Annotated in this window: 15 protein-coding genes and 1 pseudogene; 7 read left to right on the forward strand and 9 right to left on the reverse strand. The window is 69.6% G+C overall.

Annotation, left to right across the window (positions count from 1 at the left end; all coding sequences use genetic code 11):
- The first annotated feature begins 27 nt into the window (after nucleotides 1-27).
- Both H9I38_RS00980 and H9I38_RS00985 read left to right on the forward strand, forming a co-directional pair.
- Nucleotides 28-498 carry an acyl-CoA thioesterase gene (locus H9I38_RS00980; RefSeq protein ID WP_226336764.1) on the forward strand — a complete coding sequence of 157 codons (471 nt, stop codon included), beginning with the start codon at nucleotides 28-30 and terminating at the stop codon, nucleotides 496-498.
- Complete coding sequence (locus H9I38_RS00985) at nucleotides 495-1,181, forward strand: hypothetical protein (protein WP_226336765.1); 687 nt, start codon at nucleotides 495-497, stop codon at nucleotides 1,179-1,181. Before H9I38_RS00980 ends, H9I38_RS00985 begins: the two co-directional genes overlap by 4 nt.
- Here H9I38_RS00985 and H9I38_RS00990 read toward each other — a convergent pair.
- The 4 genes and pseudogenes from H9I38_RS00990 to pepN form a co-directional block, all read right to left on the reverse strand.
- Nucleotides 1,165-1,692, reverse strand: coding sequence for a globin (locus H9I38_RS00990; protein ID WP_413463494.1), 528 nt, complete (start codon nucleotides 1,690-1,692; stop codon nucleotides 1,165-1,167). The genes H9I38_RS00985 and H9I38_RS00990 overlap by 17 nt on opposite strands.
- Nucleotides 1,689-2,432 carry a mechanosensitive ion channel family protein gene (locus H9I38_RS00995; RefSeq protein ID WP_226336766.1) on the reverse strand — a complete coding sequence of 248 codons (744 nt, stop codon included), beginning with the start codon at nucleotides 2,430-2,432 and terminating at the stop codon, nucleotides 1,689-1,691. The genes H9I38_RS00990 and H9I38_RS00995 overlap by 4 nt, the downstream gene beginning before the upstream one ends.
- A complete protein-coding gene (locus H9I38_RS01000; protein WP_226336767.1) occupies nucleotides 2,429-2,929 on the reverse strand; it encodes an OsmC family protein in 501 nt (166 codons plus the stop codon). The genes H9I38_RS00995 and H9I38_RS01000 overlap by 4 nt, the downstream gene beginning before the upstream one ends.
- A gap of 24 nt (nucleotides 2,930-2,953) precedes the next feature.
- A pseudogene (gene pepN, locus H9I38_RS01005) lies at nucleotides 2,954-5,507 on the reverse strand (aminopeptidase N).
- A 122-nt stretch (nucleotides 5,508-5,629) separates the two neighbouring features.
- Here pepN and H9I38_RS01010 point away from each other — a divergent pair.
- Nucleotides 5,630-6,094: a ribose-5-phosphate isomerase gene (locus H9I38_RS01010; protein ID WP_226336768.1), complete on the forward strand. Its 465-nt coding sequence runs from the start codon at nucleotides 5,630-5,632 to the stop codon at nucleotides 6,092-6,094.
- On the opposite strand, the gene H9I38_RS01015 is transcribed toward H9I38_RS01010, so the two are convergent.
- Together H9I38_RS01015 and H9I38_RS01020 are read right to left on the reverse strand one after the other, a co-directional pair.
- Nucleotides 6,091-6,597 (reverse strand): hypothetical protein, encoded by a 507-nt coding sequence (locus tag H9I38_RS01015; RefSeq protein WP_226336769.1) that lies wholly within the window; start codon nucleotides 6,595-6,597, stop codon nucleotides 6,091-6,093. The two genes, H9I38_RS01010 and H9I38_RS01015, sit on opposite strands and share 4 nt — an antisense overlap.
- Nucleotides 6,598-6,690: 93 nt before the next feature.
- Nucleotides 6,691-7,122 (reverse strand): Lrp/AsnC family transcriptional regulator, encoded by a 432-nt coding sequence (locus H9I38_RS01020; protein WP_226336770.1) that lies wholly within the window; start codon nucleotides 7,120-7,122, stop codon nucleotides 6,691-6,693.
- Between the two features lie 149 nt (nucleotides 7,123-7,271).
- Between H9I38_RS01020 and H9I38_RS01025 the strand changes: the two genes are divergently transcribed.
- Nucleotides 7,272-8,300 carry an ornithine cyclodeaminase gene (locus H9I38_RS01025; protein WP_226336771.1) on the forward strand — a complete coding sequence of 343 codons (1,029 nt, stop codon included), beginning with the start codon at nucleotides 7,272-7,274 and terminating at the stop codon, nucleotides 8,298-8,300.
- 169 nt (nucleotides 8,301-8,469) lie between these two features.
- Here H9I38_RS01025 and H9I38_RS01030 read toward each other — a convergent pair whose 3' ends face one another.
- From H9I38_RS01030 to H9I38_RS10875, 3 genes are read right to left on the reverse strand one after another with little or no spacing between them, the layout of a single operon-like run.
- A complete protein-coding gene (locus H9I38_RS01030) occupies nucleotides 8,470-8,727 on the reverse strand; it encodes a hypothetical protein (RefSeq protein ID WP_226336772.1) in 258 nt (85 codons plus the stop codon).
- Nucleotides 8,728-8,746: 19 nt separating this feature from the next.
- Nucleotides 8,747-9,634, reverse strand: a complete 888-nt coding sequence (locus H9I38_RS01035; RefSeq protein ID WP_226336773.1) for a polysaccharide deacetylase family protein — start codon at nucleotides 9,632-9,634, stop codon at nucleotides 8,747-8,749.
- Between the two features lie 21 nt (nucleotides 9,635-9,655).
- Nucleotides 9,656-10,687, reverse strand: a complete 1,032-nt coding sequence (locus H9I38_RS10875; RefSeq protein WP_226336774.1) for an asparaginase — start codon at nucleotides 10,685-10,687, stop codon at nucleotides 9,656-9,658.
- 498 nt (nucleotides 10,688-11,185) lie between these two features.
- On the opposite strand from H9I38_RS10875, the gene H9I38_RS01045 reads away from it, so the two are divergent.
- The 3 genes from H9I38_RS01045 to H9I38_RS01055 all read left to right on the forward strand — a co-directional run bounded on the left by H9I38_RS01045 (nucleotide 11,186) and on the right by H9I38_RS01055 (nucleotide 13,863).
- On the forward strand, nucleotides 11,186-12,088 hold the full coding sequence (locus H9I38_RS01045) for a YciI family protein (protein ID WP_226336775.1): 903 nt from the start codon (nucleotides 11,186-11,188) through the stop codon (nucleotides 12,086-12,088).
- Between the two features lie 434 nt (nucleotides 12,089-12,522).
- Nucleotides 12,523-13,275: an SDR family NAD(P)-dependent oxidoreductase gene (locus tag H9I38_RS01050; RefSeq protein WP_226336776.1), complete on the forward strand. Its 753-nt coding sequence runs from the start codon at nucleotides 12,523-12,525 to the stop codon at nucleotides 13,273-13,275.
- A gap of 219 nt (nucleotides 13,276-13,494) precedes the next feature.
- Entirely contained in the window at nucleotides 13,495-13,863 is a 369-nt protein-coding gene (locus H9I38_RS01055) for a prevent-host-death protein (protein WP_226336777.1), read from the forward strand.
- Nucleotides 13,864-13,867: the final 4 nt, after the last annotated feature.

Genomic DNA, 13,867 nt, shown 5'->3' on the forward strand with positions numbered 1-13,867 from the left:
ATCCCGCCACACGACCCGAGGAGAGCGATGCACACGATCACCATCCAGATGCGCTGGGGAGACATCGACCAGTACCGGCACGTGAACAACGTCCGCTACGCGCAGTACCTCGAGGACGCCCGTGTGCTGCTCATGCACCAGCCCATCGCCGACTTCGCACCGGACCACCCGCGAGCGGCCGAGTCCATCTGGGACCTGCTCAAGCCGGACAACGTCGCGTTCATCGCCCGCCAGGAGATCGAGTACCGCGAGGCCACCGAGTACTCCCCGGAGCCGCTCGAGGTCCTCATCGGCGTGAGCTCCATCGGCGGATCCAGCTATGACTTCGCCTACGAGGTCCGCCAGGACGGCCGTCTCAAGACGGTCGCGGAGGTGAGCGTCGTCGTCGTGGACAAGGACTCGGGACGGCCCGCCCGCATCACCCCGGAGCTCAAGAGCGTCCTCGAGGCCCTGCGCTGCGACCCTGCGCCGCTGCGCCGCCGCCGGAGCGGAGCATGAGCCGCCCGCTGCTGAACCTGGGGGACCGGGAGACGGCGCTGGACCTCGCGTCCTTCCTCCGCCGCGCCCGTGCGCTCGACGACGACGGCGCCCGCCTGACCCTCGTCCCCGGCGAGGGCGCTGACGCGCCGGCCCGGCTCGACGTCACGGTCCCCGTGCTCACCCGCTCCGGACTGCTGGACGCCGGTCCAGAGGTCTTCGCGGTCCGCTCGTGGAGCGTGCCCCCGGGCCACCCGGCCGCGGACGCCGTGTTCGAGCACGGCGCGCTGCTGGACCGCCTCGAGCGGGGAGACGGCACCGAGTGGCCGCTGCCGCCGTCCGAGATCCACCGCGCGTGGGCCGGACAGGCGGTCCCCCGGTCCGGCTGGGCCCGTGCGGGAGTGCTCGAGCCTGCGGCCCTCAAGGACGCAGACGCACGGGGCACGCGGGAGATCGCGGAGGCCCTTCCCGAGGCGCCGGGGCAGGCGGTGCTCGCCCAGGCTCGGCGGGCCGTGTGGGGCCGTGCGGACGAGGCGCTCGGCGGACTGCCCGGCGCCGTGGGCTTCGCCGCGGTCAAGCTCGGCTTCCTCTCAGCGGGGAGCTCGGAGCCGGTCCCGGTCCTCACCCGGCAGGACCACGTCCTGGTGTCGGGACGGTACGGGAGCGTCGTCGTGCGGATTCCGGGGCTCAGCCCGGAGCGTTGACGAGGGAGTGGGCCGCCCGGTCCAGGTAGTCCCAGAGCGTGGCCTCGTGCAGGGGAGAGAGCTCCAGCGAGTCCACGGCCGTGCGCATGTGCGCGAGCCAGGCGTCGCGCGCCCAGGAGTCGATCGTGAACGGCATGTGCCGCATCCGCAGACGGGGGTGGCCGCGCTCCTGGCTGTACGTGGTGGGGCCGCCCCAGTACTGCTCGAGGAACATGAGGAGCCTGCGGCGCGCCGGACGGAGGTCTTCCTCGGGGTACATGGCCCGGAAGCGCTCGTCCTTCTCCACCTCGTCGTAGAAGACGTCCACGAGCTTGGCGAACGTCTCGTGACCGCCGATCTGCTCGTAGAAGGTCGCCGCGGGGGCGGCCCAGTCGTCCTTCTCCACGGCGCGGAGGCCCAGGTTACGGCGCGGAGCGGCCTGAGAGGCAGGCTTCCCGCCCGGCTGCGACCCGGGCCGCGGTTCGGGCTGGCGTTCCGGCTGCGAGGCGTCGGCGCTGGTCTGATCCGTCATCGCGGGTCCTCCTGGGTCCTGTTCTGGGGTGCGGTCGTGCGGTGAGGCCCCTCGGTCGCCTCGGTCCGCGGAAGGCGGCCGGTGGGCGGGGCCGAGGACGCGCTCGGGTCCTCGGCCGGCCTGGTCACCGGGATGGCTGTGGTGGCTGTGCCCTGCGAGCGGTTGGCCACGCGGAGGATCTCCCCGTTGCGCAGGTACCAGATGGCGCCGTCCTCGGCCTCGACCGTGGTGATCCGCAGCGACATGGCCCGCACGCGGCCCACCACCTCGCTCGTCTCGATGAGGTCGCCGATGCCGAACTGGTCCTCGAGCGTGATGAAGATGCCCGCGAGATAGTCCCTCAGGATCTGCTGGAAACCGAAGCCGACGGCCACTCCGACGATGCCGACGCTCGTGAGCAGGGGAGTCGCCGGGTACTCCCACACCTGCAGCAGGGTGAGCAGCGAGACCACGACGACGACCACGGTCACCGCGTTGGTGAGCAGCGAGGCGATCGTCGTCGTCCTCCGCTCCCGGCGCTGGGACTCGCGACGGCGCTGTGCCGGCGTGGAGCCGCGCAGGGCCATGAGGCGCACGAAGCCCGGCGCACCGGCCACGGCCCGGAGCATTCGGTGGATGAACAGCCTCGAGGCCAGGATGATGAGCACGGCCACGAGGAGCACCACGGCGGTCTGGACCACCTGCTGGCTGACCGTTCCCAGCCAGGCGGCCGCGGACGGAGTCGGCTCGGGCCCGTTCATGCCCGGTCCTCCGCGGCGGCATCGGCCCCGGCCGCCCCATGCCCAGCGGACTCGACCCGCACGGGGAAGGAGACGCTGCGGGCGATGAAGCACACCGCGTGCGCCCGCTCGTGCAGCCGCTCGAGGACGTCCGCCTCCAGGGGCTCGGCCGCGGTCACCTCGGGCCGCAGGACAACCTCCTCGAACTGGCCCGAGTGGTCCGGGTTGAGGGCCATCCGCCCGACGGCGCGGTCTGTGTACCCCGTCACCGTCACGCCCTCGAGCACCGCCTGGTGCAGGAAGGAGAGCATGTGGCAGGAGGAGAGCGCGGAGACGAGCAGCTGCTCCGGGTTCCAGCGCTCCGCGTCCCCGTGGAAGGCGCGGTCCGCGGACACCGCCAGCTCGCCGGGGCCCTCGGCCGAGGCCGTGTGCGCCCGGGAGTAGGAGCGGTAGTCCGCGGTGCCCCGGTCCGAGGACCAGGCGGTGGTGATCTCGAAGAGATGGTCGGTGACGCTCATGTCCTCGAGCCTATCGGCCGAACCTCAGCGCTCGCCGGGGAAGGCCTCCTGGATCCGCAGGGCGCGCTCGAGCCCGTCGTGGGACTCGAGCAGCATGCGCTTGAGCGCCGCGTCCGAGTCTCCGATCCGGTCGATGTAGGCGCGCGAGGCGGCCACGGTCTCCGGGGAGACGGCCCGCATCGGGTAGAGGCCCCGGGCGAGGGTCTGCGTGACCTCGTGGGAGAGCTTGCCCTTGATCTCGTCCAGCCGGCGGAAGTACTCGTCCGCGAAGCGGGCGTGCTCCCGCGAGTCCAGGCCGCCCTGGAAGCCCGCCGCAGCCATGCGGAGGGTGAGGTTGGGGATCGAGCGGTCCGTGAAGAGCCTCTCGAACGTGCGCGCCCGGCTCTCCTCGCCGAGGATGCCCGCACGGGCGGCGGCCGCCTGCTCCGCGCCGCTCGCCGTGTCGTCCGCCGCGAGCATCTCCGCGATGTCCTCCTCGCCGGCGGCCCCCGCCGAGACGAGCGACTGCAGGAGCGTCCACTTCATCGACTCGTCCAGCTCGAGGCCCTCGAGGACCCGGCGGCCCTCGTAGACCTCGCGCACGATCCCGGCGTGCTTCCCGTCCTTCGCCGCGAACGCGAAGAACTGGGCCAGCTGCAGCTGCATGTCCGAGCCCGGCTCCGCCGCCTCGAGGGCCTCGAGAGCGCGGGCGGCGGTCTTCTCCGCCACGGCCGCGCGGTCCGCCGGCGCCACGTAGGTCTGCAGGGCGGTGCGGGCGTTGCGCAGGGTCATGGAGACCACCGCCGACGTCGTCTCCCGCGGGACGTTCGAGAGCACGATCTCGAGGAAGTCGCGCGGATCGATCTCCGCGTCCCGGGTGCCCTCCCAGGCCGCGCCCCAGAGCAGGACGCGCGCAAGCGAGTCCTCGACGTCCGCGAGCCGCTCCTTGGCCACCGCGAAGGAGGACTCGTCGAGGCGGATCTTGCCGTACCCGAGGTCGCCGTCGTTGACGAGCACGATGTCCCCGGCGGCCGCGCCGACGAGCTCCGGAACCTCGGTGCGCTCGCCGTCGACGTCGATCTCCGCGTGCGCCGTCCGGCGGATGACCCCGCCCTCGTCGGTGTAGACGCCCACGCCGATCCGCTGCGGCCGCAGGGTCGGGTACCCCTCCGGGGCGCTCTGCACGACGGCGAAGGAGGAGTACTCGCCCCCGGAGACCTCGAACTCCGCCCCGAGCGTGTTGACGCCGGCGGTCTGGAGCCACGCGCGGCCCCACGAGGAGAGATCGCGGCCCGAGGACGCCTCGAGCTCGCGCAGGAGGTCCGGCAGCTCGGTGTTGCCCCACGCGTGCTTCGTGAAGTACTCCCGCACGCCCGCCATGAACTGCTCCTGGCCCACCCAGGCCACGAGCTGGCGCAGCACCGAGGCGCCCTTGGCGTACGTGATGCCGTCGAAGTTGACCTGCACGTCGTCGAGGTCGCGGATCTCGGCGACGATCGGGTGCGTCGTCGGCAGCTGGTCCTGCGAGTACGCCCACCACTTGTCCGTGGCGGAGAACGCCGTCCACGCCTCGGAGAACTCCGTGGCCTCCGCCGCGGAGAGGGTGGCACATGAACTCGGCGAAGGACTCGTTGAGCCAGAGGTCGTTCCACCACTTCATCGTGACGAGGTCGCCGAACCACATGTGGGCGAGCTCGTGGAGGATCGTGATGGCGCGGCGCTCCCGCACGGACTCGGGCACCTTGCCGCGGAAGACGTAGGACTCCAGATAGGTCACCGCGCCGGCGTTCTCCATCGCGCCCGCGTTGAAGTCGGGGACGAAGAGCTGGTCGTACTTCGTGAACGGGTACGGCGTCCCGAACTGCTCCTCGTAGAACGCGAAGCCCTGCCGCGTCAGCTCGAACACGTTCTCCGCGTCCATGTACCGGGCCATCGACCTGCGCGTGTACACGCCGAGGGCGATCTCCCGGCCGCTCGAGCTCGTCAGCGAGGAGTGCACGCCCGTGTACGGGCCCGCGATGAGCGCCGTGATGTAGGAGGACATGCGCGGCGTCGGCTGGAAGTCCCAGCGCGAAGCGCCCTCGTGCGCGCGGACCGGCTCCGGAGTCGGCTCGTTGGAGACCACCTCCCAGTGCTCCGGCGCGGTCACGGAGAACGCGAACTCGCTCTTGAGGTCCGGCTGCTCGAACACCGCGAACATGCGGCGCGAGTCCGGCACCTCGAACTGCGTGTACAGGTAGACCTCCCCGTCCACCGGGTCCACGAACCGGTGCAGGCCCTCGCCCGTGTTCATGTACAGCGCGTCCGCGTCCACCACGAGCTCATTCTCCGCCTGGAGGTCCGGCAGCTGGATGCGCACGCCGTCGGAGACCTCCGCCGGGTCCAGCTCGCGCCCGTTGAGCGTGACCGAGCGGACCGAGTCCGTGACCGCGTCGATGAAGGTGGACGCCCCCTCCCGCGCGGAGAAGCGCACCGCCGTGCGGGAGCGGAACACCTTCTCGCCGACCGTGAGGTCGAGCTCCACCCGGTAGTCGTGGACGTCGGTGACGATCGAGGCGCGCTCGACGGCCTCGGCGCGGGTCAGGTTCATTCCAGGCATGAAGGCTCCCTTGGGACGTGGATCACAGATGTTCAAGAGTCATTGAGCATTCTGCCACCCGCGGCGCTCGCGGGATACTGTGGGGGAGTCCGCGCCCGACGACGTCCACTGGGGAGAAGCGCATGCGAGTCCACATCGCCACCGACCACGCCGGCCTCGAGCTGAGCCACGCCCTCATCGAGCACCTCTCCGCGCAGGGCTACGAGATGGTGGACCACGGCCCCCAGTCCTACGATCCGCTCGACGACTACCCGGGATTCTGCATCGCGGCCGCGCAGGCCGTCGTCGCGGACCAGGAGGCCGGCGTCGACGCCCTCGGGATCGTCCTCGGCGGCAGCGGCAACGGCGAGCAGATCGCGGCGAACAAGGTGCCGGGCGTCCGCGCGGCGCTCGCGTGGAGCGAGGCCACGGCCAAGCTGGCCCGGGAGCACAACGACGCGAACGTCGTCGCCGTCGGCAACCGCCAGCACACCATTGAGGAGGCCACCCGGATCATCGAGTGGTTCCTCGCGGAGCCGTTCAGCGGGGACGAGCGCCACGTGCGGCGGATCGGCCAGATCGCCGAGTACGAGCTCGAGCGGGGCTAGACCCGCGGCGGATCGGCGGGGCGCGGCTTCCGGTAGGCGTCCCGCATGTGGTCGCTCGTGAGGAAGTCCGCGATGCCGATCATGACGATGCTGAACACGATCTGCTCCGTCACCATCCACGCCGGGTAGAGGCCCGGAATCGCGCTGAGGACGAGCGTGATGACGGGGAAGATCTGCGAGAACAGCCGCAGGCGCATGTACGCCCAGCGCCAGCCGAGCGAGGCCCGCCAGCCGAAGTAGAAGAGCGTGGCCGTCATGCCGAGCACGACGACGGTGCGCATCCACACCGCGAAGGGGACGCGGTGTCCTTCTCCGGCGAGGACGAGCGCGAAGACGACCGCCCCTGCGCCGAGGAGCAGCTCGAATCCCAGGAGCCAGAAGACCCAGGTGTAGGCGCGGCGGGTGCGCGCGTGGAGGCGGCTCTCCTCGGGGATGCGGTACTCGGCGTCCTTGCCGCCGGCGAGGCGGTCGAGCTTGAGCAGGAGATCGGATGTGGACGGCATGAGGCCACGCTATCGGGGCCTGGGGCCGGCGGGACGTCAACCGAACGGGTGAACCGGGCGGAGCGCGCCGTGCCCAGGGGCCGGCGACCGCCGTCAGCGCATGACGGAGCTGAGCAGGAGGCTCGTCTCCGAGCCGACGATCCCCTCGATGCCGCGGAGCCGGCGCAGAAGGGCGTCGAACGCCCCGAGCGACTCGCAGCGCACCTCCGCCACGAGGTCCCAGTTCCCGTTCGTCGTGTGGAGGGCGGAGATCTCCGGGACTCCGCTGAGCCGTGCGATGACCTGGTCCGTGGTCTGCCGCTCCACCTGGAGCATGCAGACGGCGCGAACCGCCTCGGCGTCGGCGTCGTCTCTCACGCGCACCGTGAAGCCCACGATGACGCCCCGGTTGGTCAGCGAGTCGATCCGCTTGGTCACCGTGGCGCGGGAGACCCCGAGCTCCTCGGCGAGAGCCGCGATGGGGGCGCGGCCGTCCCTCCGCAGGGCGGCGAGGAGGCGGTGGTCGAGGTCGGTCAGGGAAGCCATGATCACAATGCTAATGACTCCTGTGCACTCTGTTCATCCGGGTGTCACTCTGCGAACGCTTTGGCCATGACGAACGGCAGGAAATTTCACTAGTCTCGGTTCCGTTCTCTAGATTCCGCATGTTTTCCCTGCCTGAAGGAGGCTGAGCGATGACCCAGTTCGTCGACGTGACCAGCATGTCCCGCTGGATCCAGCGCGAGGGCGTTGAGAAGATCATCGGCACGATGGTCGAGTACCTCGAGCGCGACTTCTCCCGCTGGGAGAAGTTCGACAAGATCCCGCGCGTGGCAAGCCACACGCCGTTCGGCGTCATCGAGCTCATGCCCACCTCGGACGGCGAGGAGTACTCCTTCAAGTACGTCAACGGGCACCCGTTCAACCCGGCTCGCGGCTTCCAGACCGTCACGGCGTTCGGCGTCCTGGCGGACGTGGACAACGGCTACCCGACGTTCCTCGCGGAGATGACCCTGCTCACCGCCCTCCGGACCGCAGCGACCTCCGCGATGGTCGGCCGGAAGCTCGCCCGCCAGGACTCGAAGGTCATGGCGATGATCGGCGCGGGCTCCCAGGCAGAGTTCCAGGCCCTCGGCTTCCGCGCCGTCCTCGGCATCGAGACGCTGCGCGTCTTCGACATCGACCCGAAGGCCGTGGAGAAGCTGCGCCGCAACCTCGAGCCGCTCGGCTTCGAGATCACCGTGGCCGCGTCGGTGGACGAGGCCGTCGAGGGCGCCGACATCATCACCACCTGCACCGCGGACAAGGCGCAGAACACCATTCTGAGCGACGCGCAGGTCAAGCCCGGCGTCCACCTCAACGCCGTCGGCGGCGACTGCCCGGGCAAGACCGAGCTCGAGGCCGGCATCCTCCGCCGCGCCGACGTGTTCGTCGAGTTCCCGCCGCAGACCCGCATCGAGGGCGAGATCCAGCAGGTCGAGGCCGACTTCGAGGTCACGGAGTTCTGGAAGGTCCTCACCGGCAAGGCGGAGGGCCGCACCTCGGACGAGCAGATCACCCTGTTCGACTCCGTCGGCTTCGCCATCGCCGACTTCTCCGCCCTGCGCTGCCTGCGGGACTGGACCAAGGACACGGACCTCCAGGCCTACATCGAGCTCGTCGCGGACCCGGAGGACCCGAAGGACCTCTACTCGCTCGTCAACGCGCTCAAGCCCGTCGGCTGACGGAGGCCTCGCGGCGGGCGTCGGCTCGCCCCGAGAGAGACGAGGAGCCCGGTCCCAGGCATTGTGCCTGTGACTGGGCTCCACGCTGTCCGGCAGGGTCTCCGCGCCGGCTGCTCCTCGGCGGTGACGTCCGCGTCGAGAGGGGGTGCCTGCTTCGAGAGGACGCTGCCTACTTCGAGAGGGCGTCGACCGCGTCAGAGATCGTCGCGCCCGGGTGCTCCTCCCGGTAGCGCTTCAGCTCCGCGGGGCTCGCGGTGTTCCTGCGCCTGGGCGGCCTGCCGAGCGCCGACGACGGCGTGAAAGCCCAGAGGAGGACCGCTCCGGCCGCGAAGACCAGCGCCAGGACGGTGCTGTGCAGGATGAAGCAGGCCACGGCCGCCATCGCGAGCGCGGCGAACAAGACGGCTGTTGAGGTGTGCTTGCCCATGGCTCCACTCTCTCAGGCCTCAGGACGTCTCACGCGGAAAGCGCTGGGCGAAGTCGCGGGCGACGTCCCGCATGAACGCGAATTCGACGCCGTCGTGCCCCGCGATGTGGTCGAAGAGCCGCTCGAGCATGAGCAGGTTCTGCGGCCGGCCGGAGACGTCCGGGTGGATTGTGATGGGGAAGACGCCGTAGTCCATCTCCCGGTAGACCCAGTCAAACTGGTCCCGCCAGAGGGTCTCGATGTCCCGCGGCGAGACGAAGCCGTGCGAGTTGGGGCTCGACTTCACGAAGAGCATGGGCGGCAGGTCGTCGAGGTACCAGGAGGCGGGGATCTCGATGAGGTCGGTCTCCTCGCCGCGGACGAGCGGCTTCATCCACTCCCTGGCCGAGGCCGCGTCGTAGTCGATCTTGGTCCACGAGTCGCCGACTCGCACGTAGTACGGCGTGTGGTCGTTGTGCATGAGCGAGTGGTCGTAGAGGAATCCGCGCTCCAGGAGGATCTCGTTGGTCACCGAGGAGAACTCCCACCACGGCGCGACGTACCCCACGGGCTTGGTCCCGCTGCGGCGCTCGATGAGGTCCGTGCAGTAGTCGAGGATCTCTGTCTCCTGCTCGCGGGTCATCGCGATCGGGTTCTCATGCGCGTAGCCGTGCACGCCGATCTCGTGACCCGCGGCCACCACCTCGTCGAACTGCTCGGGGAACGTCTCCACCGAGTGACCGGGCCAGAACCAGGTGACGGGCATCTCGCGGCGCTGCGCCAGCTGCAGCAGCCGCGGCACGCCGATCTCGCCGGCGAAGAGCCCTCGGGAGATGTCCCCAGGAGAGTCCTCTCCGCCGTACGAGCCGAGCCAGCCTCCCACGGCGTCGACATCGATTCCCACAGACACGTAGATCTTCTTGGACATGTGCGTTCCTTTCGGGGATGGTCAGCGCAGCTCGCTGAACCGTCGGGTGAAATCGGTGAGGCTTGGCCTGCCGGCGAGCAGACACGCGGCGAGAATCCGAGCCTGGAAGGGATTGAGGCGCCCCGCGCTGACGGCTCCGGCGGCGATGAGGTCCACCCCGCCGCCGTTCCCGTAGACGGGGAGCACGGGACCGGCGAGCGCGCGGCTCGCGAGGACGACCGGGAGGCCTCGGCGCGTCAGGTCGGCTACGGCCTCTGCGAATCCCGGACCCGCGTTGCCCAGACCCGTGCCCGCGAGGACGACGCCTGCTGCACCGCGCTCCGCCGCGTGGAGAAGCGCCTCAGGGGCCGACCCCGGGAACGCGGTGACGATGTCTACTCGGGTCTCGCCGAACGCCGCCGGCGGCAGCGGAACGCGGCCTTTGCGCTCGGGACGCGCGACGACGTCGATCTCCTCCCCGGCGAATTCGGCGACGACGGCGCCGCCCTCGAACGGCTGGCTGGCCAGGGTATGTGCCTTGCGGGCGCCTCGCGCTGACTGGACGAGACCGTCGAAGCACACGAGCGCCCCCATGCCGCGAAAGCGCGGGTCGGCAGCCACCGCGATGGACTGGCGGAGGTTGCGGGGGCCATCGGTGTCCGCGTGGTCGGCGGCGCGCTGGGCGCCTGTGAAGACGACGGGCGTCTCGGTGTCGTTGACGAGGTCGACGAGAAACGCGGACTCCTCGAGCGTGTCTGTGCCATGGGTGACGACGATGCCGTCCACGTCAGGATCCCCGGCGCTTCTGAGGACCGCCGCGGCGATCTCGCGCAGCTCGCCCAGACCCAGGCGGTAGCTGCCGACGGTCAGGACGTCTTCAGACGTGACCTCGAGGCCGCCTCTGCCGGGTTCCGCCGTCGATCCCGCGTTCGCCGCGAGCTCGCCGACCCCGACAGAGGCCACCGAGCCCTTCGGAAGGGCGTGCCCTCGGTCGCCGTCGTGCTCTGGGGCGTCGTGGCCGCCGGAGCGGGACGCGATGGTGCCGCCGGTGCCGAGGATGTGGACGTGGGTCACGATGTTCTCCTCCCGTGGCCGTGATCACGCGGTGGCCGCGTCAGTGCGATCCGGAGCGACGTCACAGCGCGCACCCTGCGTGATAGGCCACACACAACACGAATACCAACGTGGTCTCCGCCCCTCAACCTTCAGCTCGGAGGGCGGACGGCGCGGACCCGCCGCCAGGGGCGTCCCGCGGTCCGGCTGCAAAGCCACGATGACGGCGAGGATCGGACCGACGTAGGGGACCGAGAGCGCTACGAGGAAGAGGACGCCCATTTCCGTGCGCGAAAGGCGTGTCCGTCGCAGGAAGATCACAACCAAGGCGGCCAGGGCGAAGGCCGGCATGCCGCCCACGAGCAACGTGGTGATGAGGGAGGAGAAGGGGTCCGGTTGCGGGTTCATCCGACCTCGATTCCGTGGCGCCAGAGTGATCCTGTGGCGTGAATCATAACATGCGTGCGCGCAACGGTCGGAGCTGTGGTTTTGTGGAGGGAAATGAGGAAGAGTCGGTTCATGGACTCCGCACCCCGCGTCTTCGTCATCACGCTCACGTACATTCGCCCGCTCGAGGAGATCGACGAGGCCCGCCAGGCACACCTGGAGCACCTCCGCCGTGCGTTCGCCTCCGGCCTTTTCCTCATGGCCGGCCCGCAGGTTCCCCGCACAGGAGGTGTGATCATCGCCCGCGGGGACCGCGAGACCGTGGACGCCCACATGGCGGCCGACCCGTTCGTCACGCTCGGGCTCGCAGACGTCCACGTCACAGAGTTCGCGGCGACGTGGACGGCGGAGGCCTTCCGATCCGCCCGCTATGTCCAGGCGGACTCCGAGGAGGAGGCAGTGAAGCTGCTCGACTCCCTTGAACTGGGACAAGTCTCCCCGGGGAGCGGGATAGGGAGGTCCTTGCAGAGGAGCCTCCGGGCCGGAGCGCGGCGTCTGAAAGCGGCCGCCCACCGGCTGGGGCTCGTTCCGAGGAGACCGGACCCCGTCATGGTCGTTCTCGTCTTCGAGGAGGACGAGGACATTCCGGAGACACGGGCAGAACGTTTTCGCCTCCGGGCCGTCCATGGAAGCGAAAATGAGGCCGATGCCGCGCTCTCGCGTCTGGAGGCTGAGGAAACCAGGGCTTCCTTCTGCATGTACGGTCTTCAGATTCACGACGTAGACCGGCCCCTCCAGCAAGGGGATGTCCTTCATGCGATCTGGGAGGGCGCCGAGACGGAGGCCGAAAGCCGTGAGCCGCGAGATCCGGCGCCCAGCCTGGTCTACGCTGACGAATCCGAAGCCGATGAGGTCTATGCGCGGATCCTTGAGTCCGAACCGCGGGAAGCGCCCCGGCGTCACAGGCTCACTGTCGGCTGGACCGACTCCGAGCGGTCGCACCCTGAGAGCTCGGATGGCGGAGCGGAGGGTTGACGGTCGGCCTGGTGGCCGAGTTAGGATGACGCCTATGTGGACGCCGACTTCTCGCTGCGGATCGTGCCGCCGTCGTCGTCCCGCCGGTCTCGTCTGGATCGAGTGAGCGGCGGGCCGCGCTGACGCCAGCGGCCTGGTCGCGTGCGCGCACAGTGCTCCTTCACCCTGCCCGGTGGAGTCGAAGCCAGCGCGCTGAATCCGAAGGCGGATGACCCTGAAGGGCGTTTCTCGCACTTGTCCGGTCCGTGCCTCCCGAGGCGTGCGTCCTCGGCGGCCTCTTTGACCGCTCTCTGCGTGTTCCGTCTCGTTCAGCGCCTTCCGCCTCGTGGTCCCGGCTCTTGCTGTCGCAGTGCATTTCCTTTTCGACATCACGACTACGCGTCGTCTCCCGGCGGGGCGGCGCCTCGGCCGATCACGGCCAGGAAAGGACCATCATGAAGCGATTCGAAGGCAAGCGGATCGTCCACACCGGCGGAGCCTCCGGAATCGGGCGGGCCACAGTGCTGCGGCTGCTCGAAGAGGGCGCCACCGTCTTCACCGTCGACGTCTCGGAGGCTGGGCTCGCGGAGACCACATCGGCGGCCTCCGGCCTCCAGGGGAAGCTCGTCACGCACCCTGCCGACCTCGCGAGCGAAGAGCAGATCGTCACCGCCGCCGAGGCGGCGGTCGAGGCCCTCGGCTCGGTTGACGTTCTCATCAACGGGGCGGGCGCAATGCGCCCGAAGGCTGCGGGCGCGTCCGAACGAGCTGCGTTCCAGTGGCTCCTCGATGTGAACTACCTTGCCCCCGTCACGCTCATCCGCGAGCTTCTGCCGCACATTCCGGACGGCGACGGCGTCGTCGTCAATGTCACCTCCACGTCCGCAACGAAGGCGCACCCTGGGATGACGGGGTACGCCGCCTCTAAGGGCGCGCTGCTGGCGTATTCGGTCTCCCTTGCGGCTGAGCTGGCCCCGCGCCGCATCCGCGTGGTTCCGGTCTCGCCGGGCGGCATCTCCACGCCGCTCTCGGCGTCGGTCTCCGCAACGGAGGGGATCGACTTCGAGTGGTTCTCCCGGATCCACCCGCTGTGGGGCGAGATGGGCAAACCGCGAGACATCGCTGCCGCCATCGCCTTTGCGGCGTCGAGCGACGGCGCGTTCCTCAACGGCGTCGAGCTCCGAGTCGACGGCGGAGCGCACACCTGATGGGGAAGGAATGAGTGATCGGGGCCGGCGGGACGAGAGCCTCGCCGGCCCCGAGCTTCCTCGATTCTGATCTGCGGACTCCTCGAGTTCAGAACACGTTCAGAACTCCGTGCTATGTTGACGGCTATGTCAGCCCCTCAGCTTCACCGGAAGACCTTTGCCTCCTCTGAGCTCAGCCGCAACACGGCCCGTGTCTTCCGTGAGGCTGAAGAAGCCCCCGTGGACCTGGCGCGCAGAGACGGGGAGGCGATGCGTCTCATGACGGCGGCTGAAGATGATCGCCGTACGCGGCTCCTCAGGCTCGCTGCTCAGATCATCGCGGTGACGACGAAAACGGATGGGACCCTTGCCGAGCGTATGGGCTACGGCTTTCCCTGGATGGCCGCCCTGCCCGAGCAGGCTCGTGTGTCTTGTGCCGAAGAGCTCGTGGAGTCCGCACGTGCGTCGTTCGCCACCGACCAGCCTCACTGTCTGGAAAAGACCGTCGATGAGTGGTGTGAGACGGCGCGTGCGCTGGCCGCTGGCCTGACTCCAGAGTCGGATCGCGACGACGAAGAGCTGGACGAGCCTGTGGAGCTGTCCCTTTGAGCGG

Source organism: Arthrobacter sp. UM1 (assembly GCF_020483305.1).
In the GTDB taxonomy this organism is placed as follows: Bacteria; Actinomycetota; Actinomycetes; order Actinomycetales; family Micrococcaceae; genus Falsarthrobacter.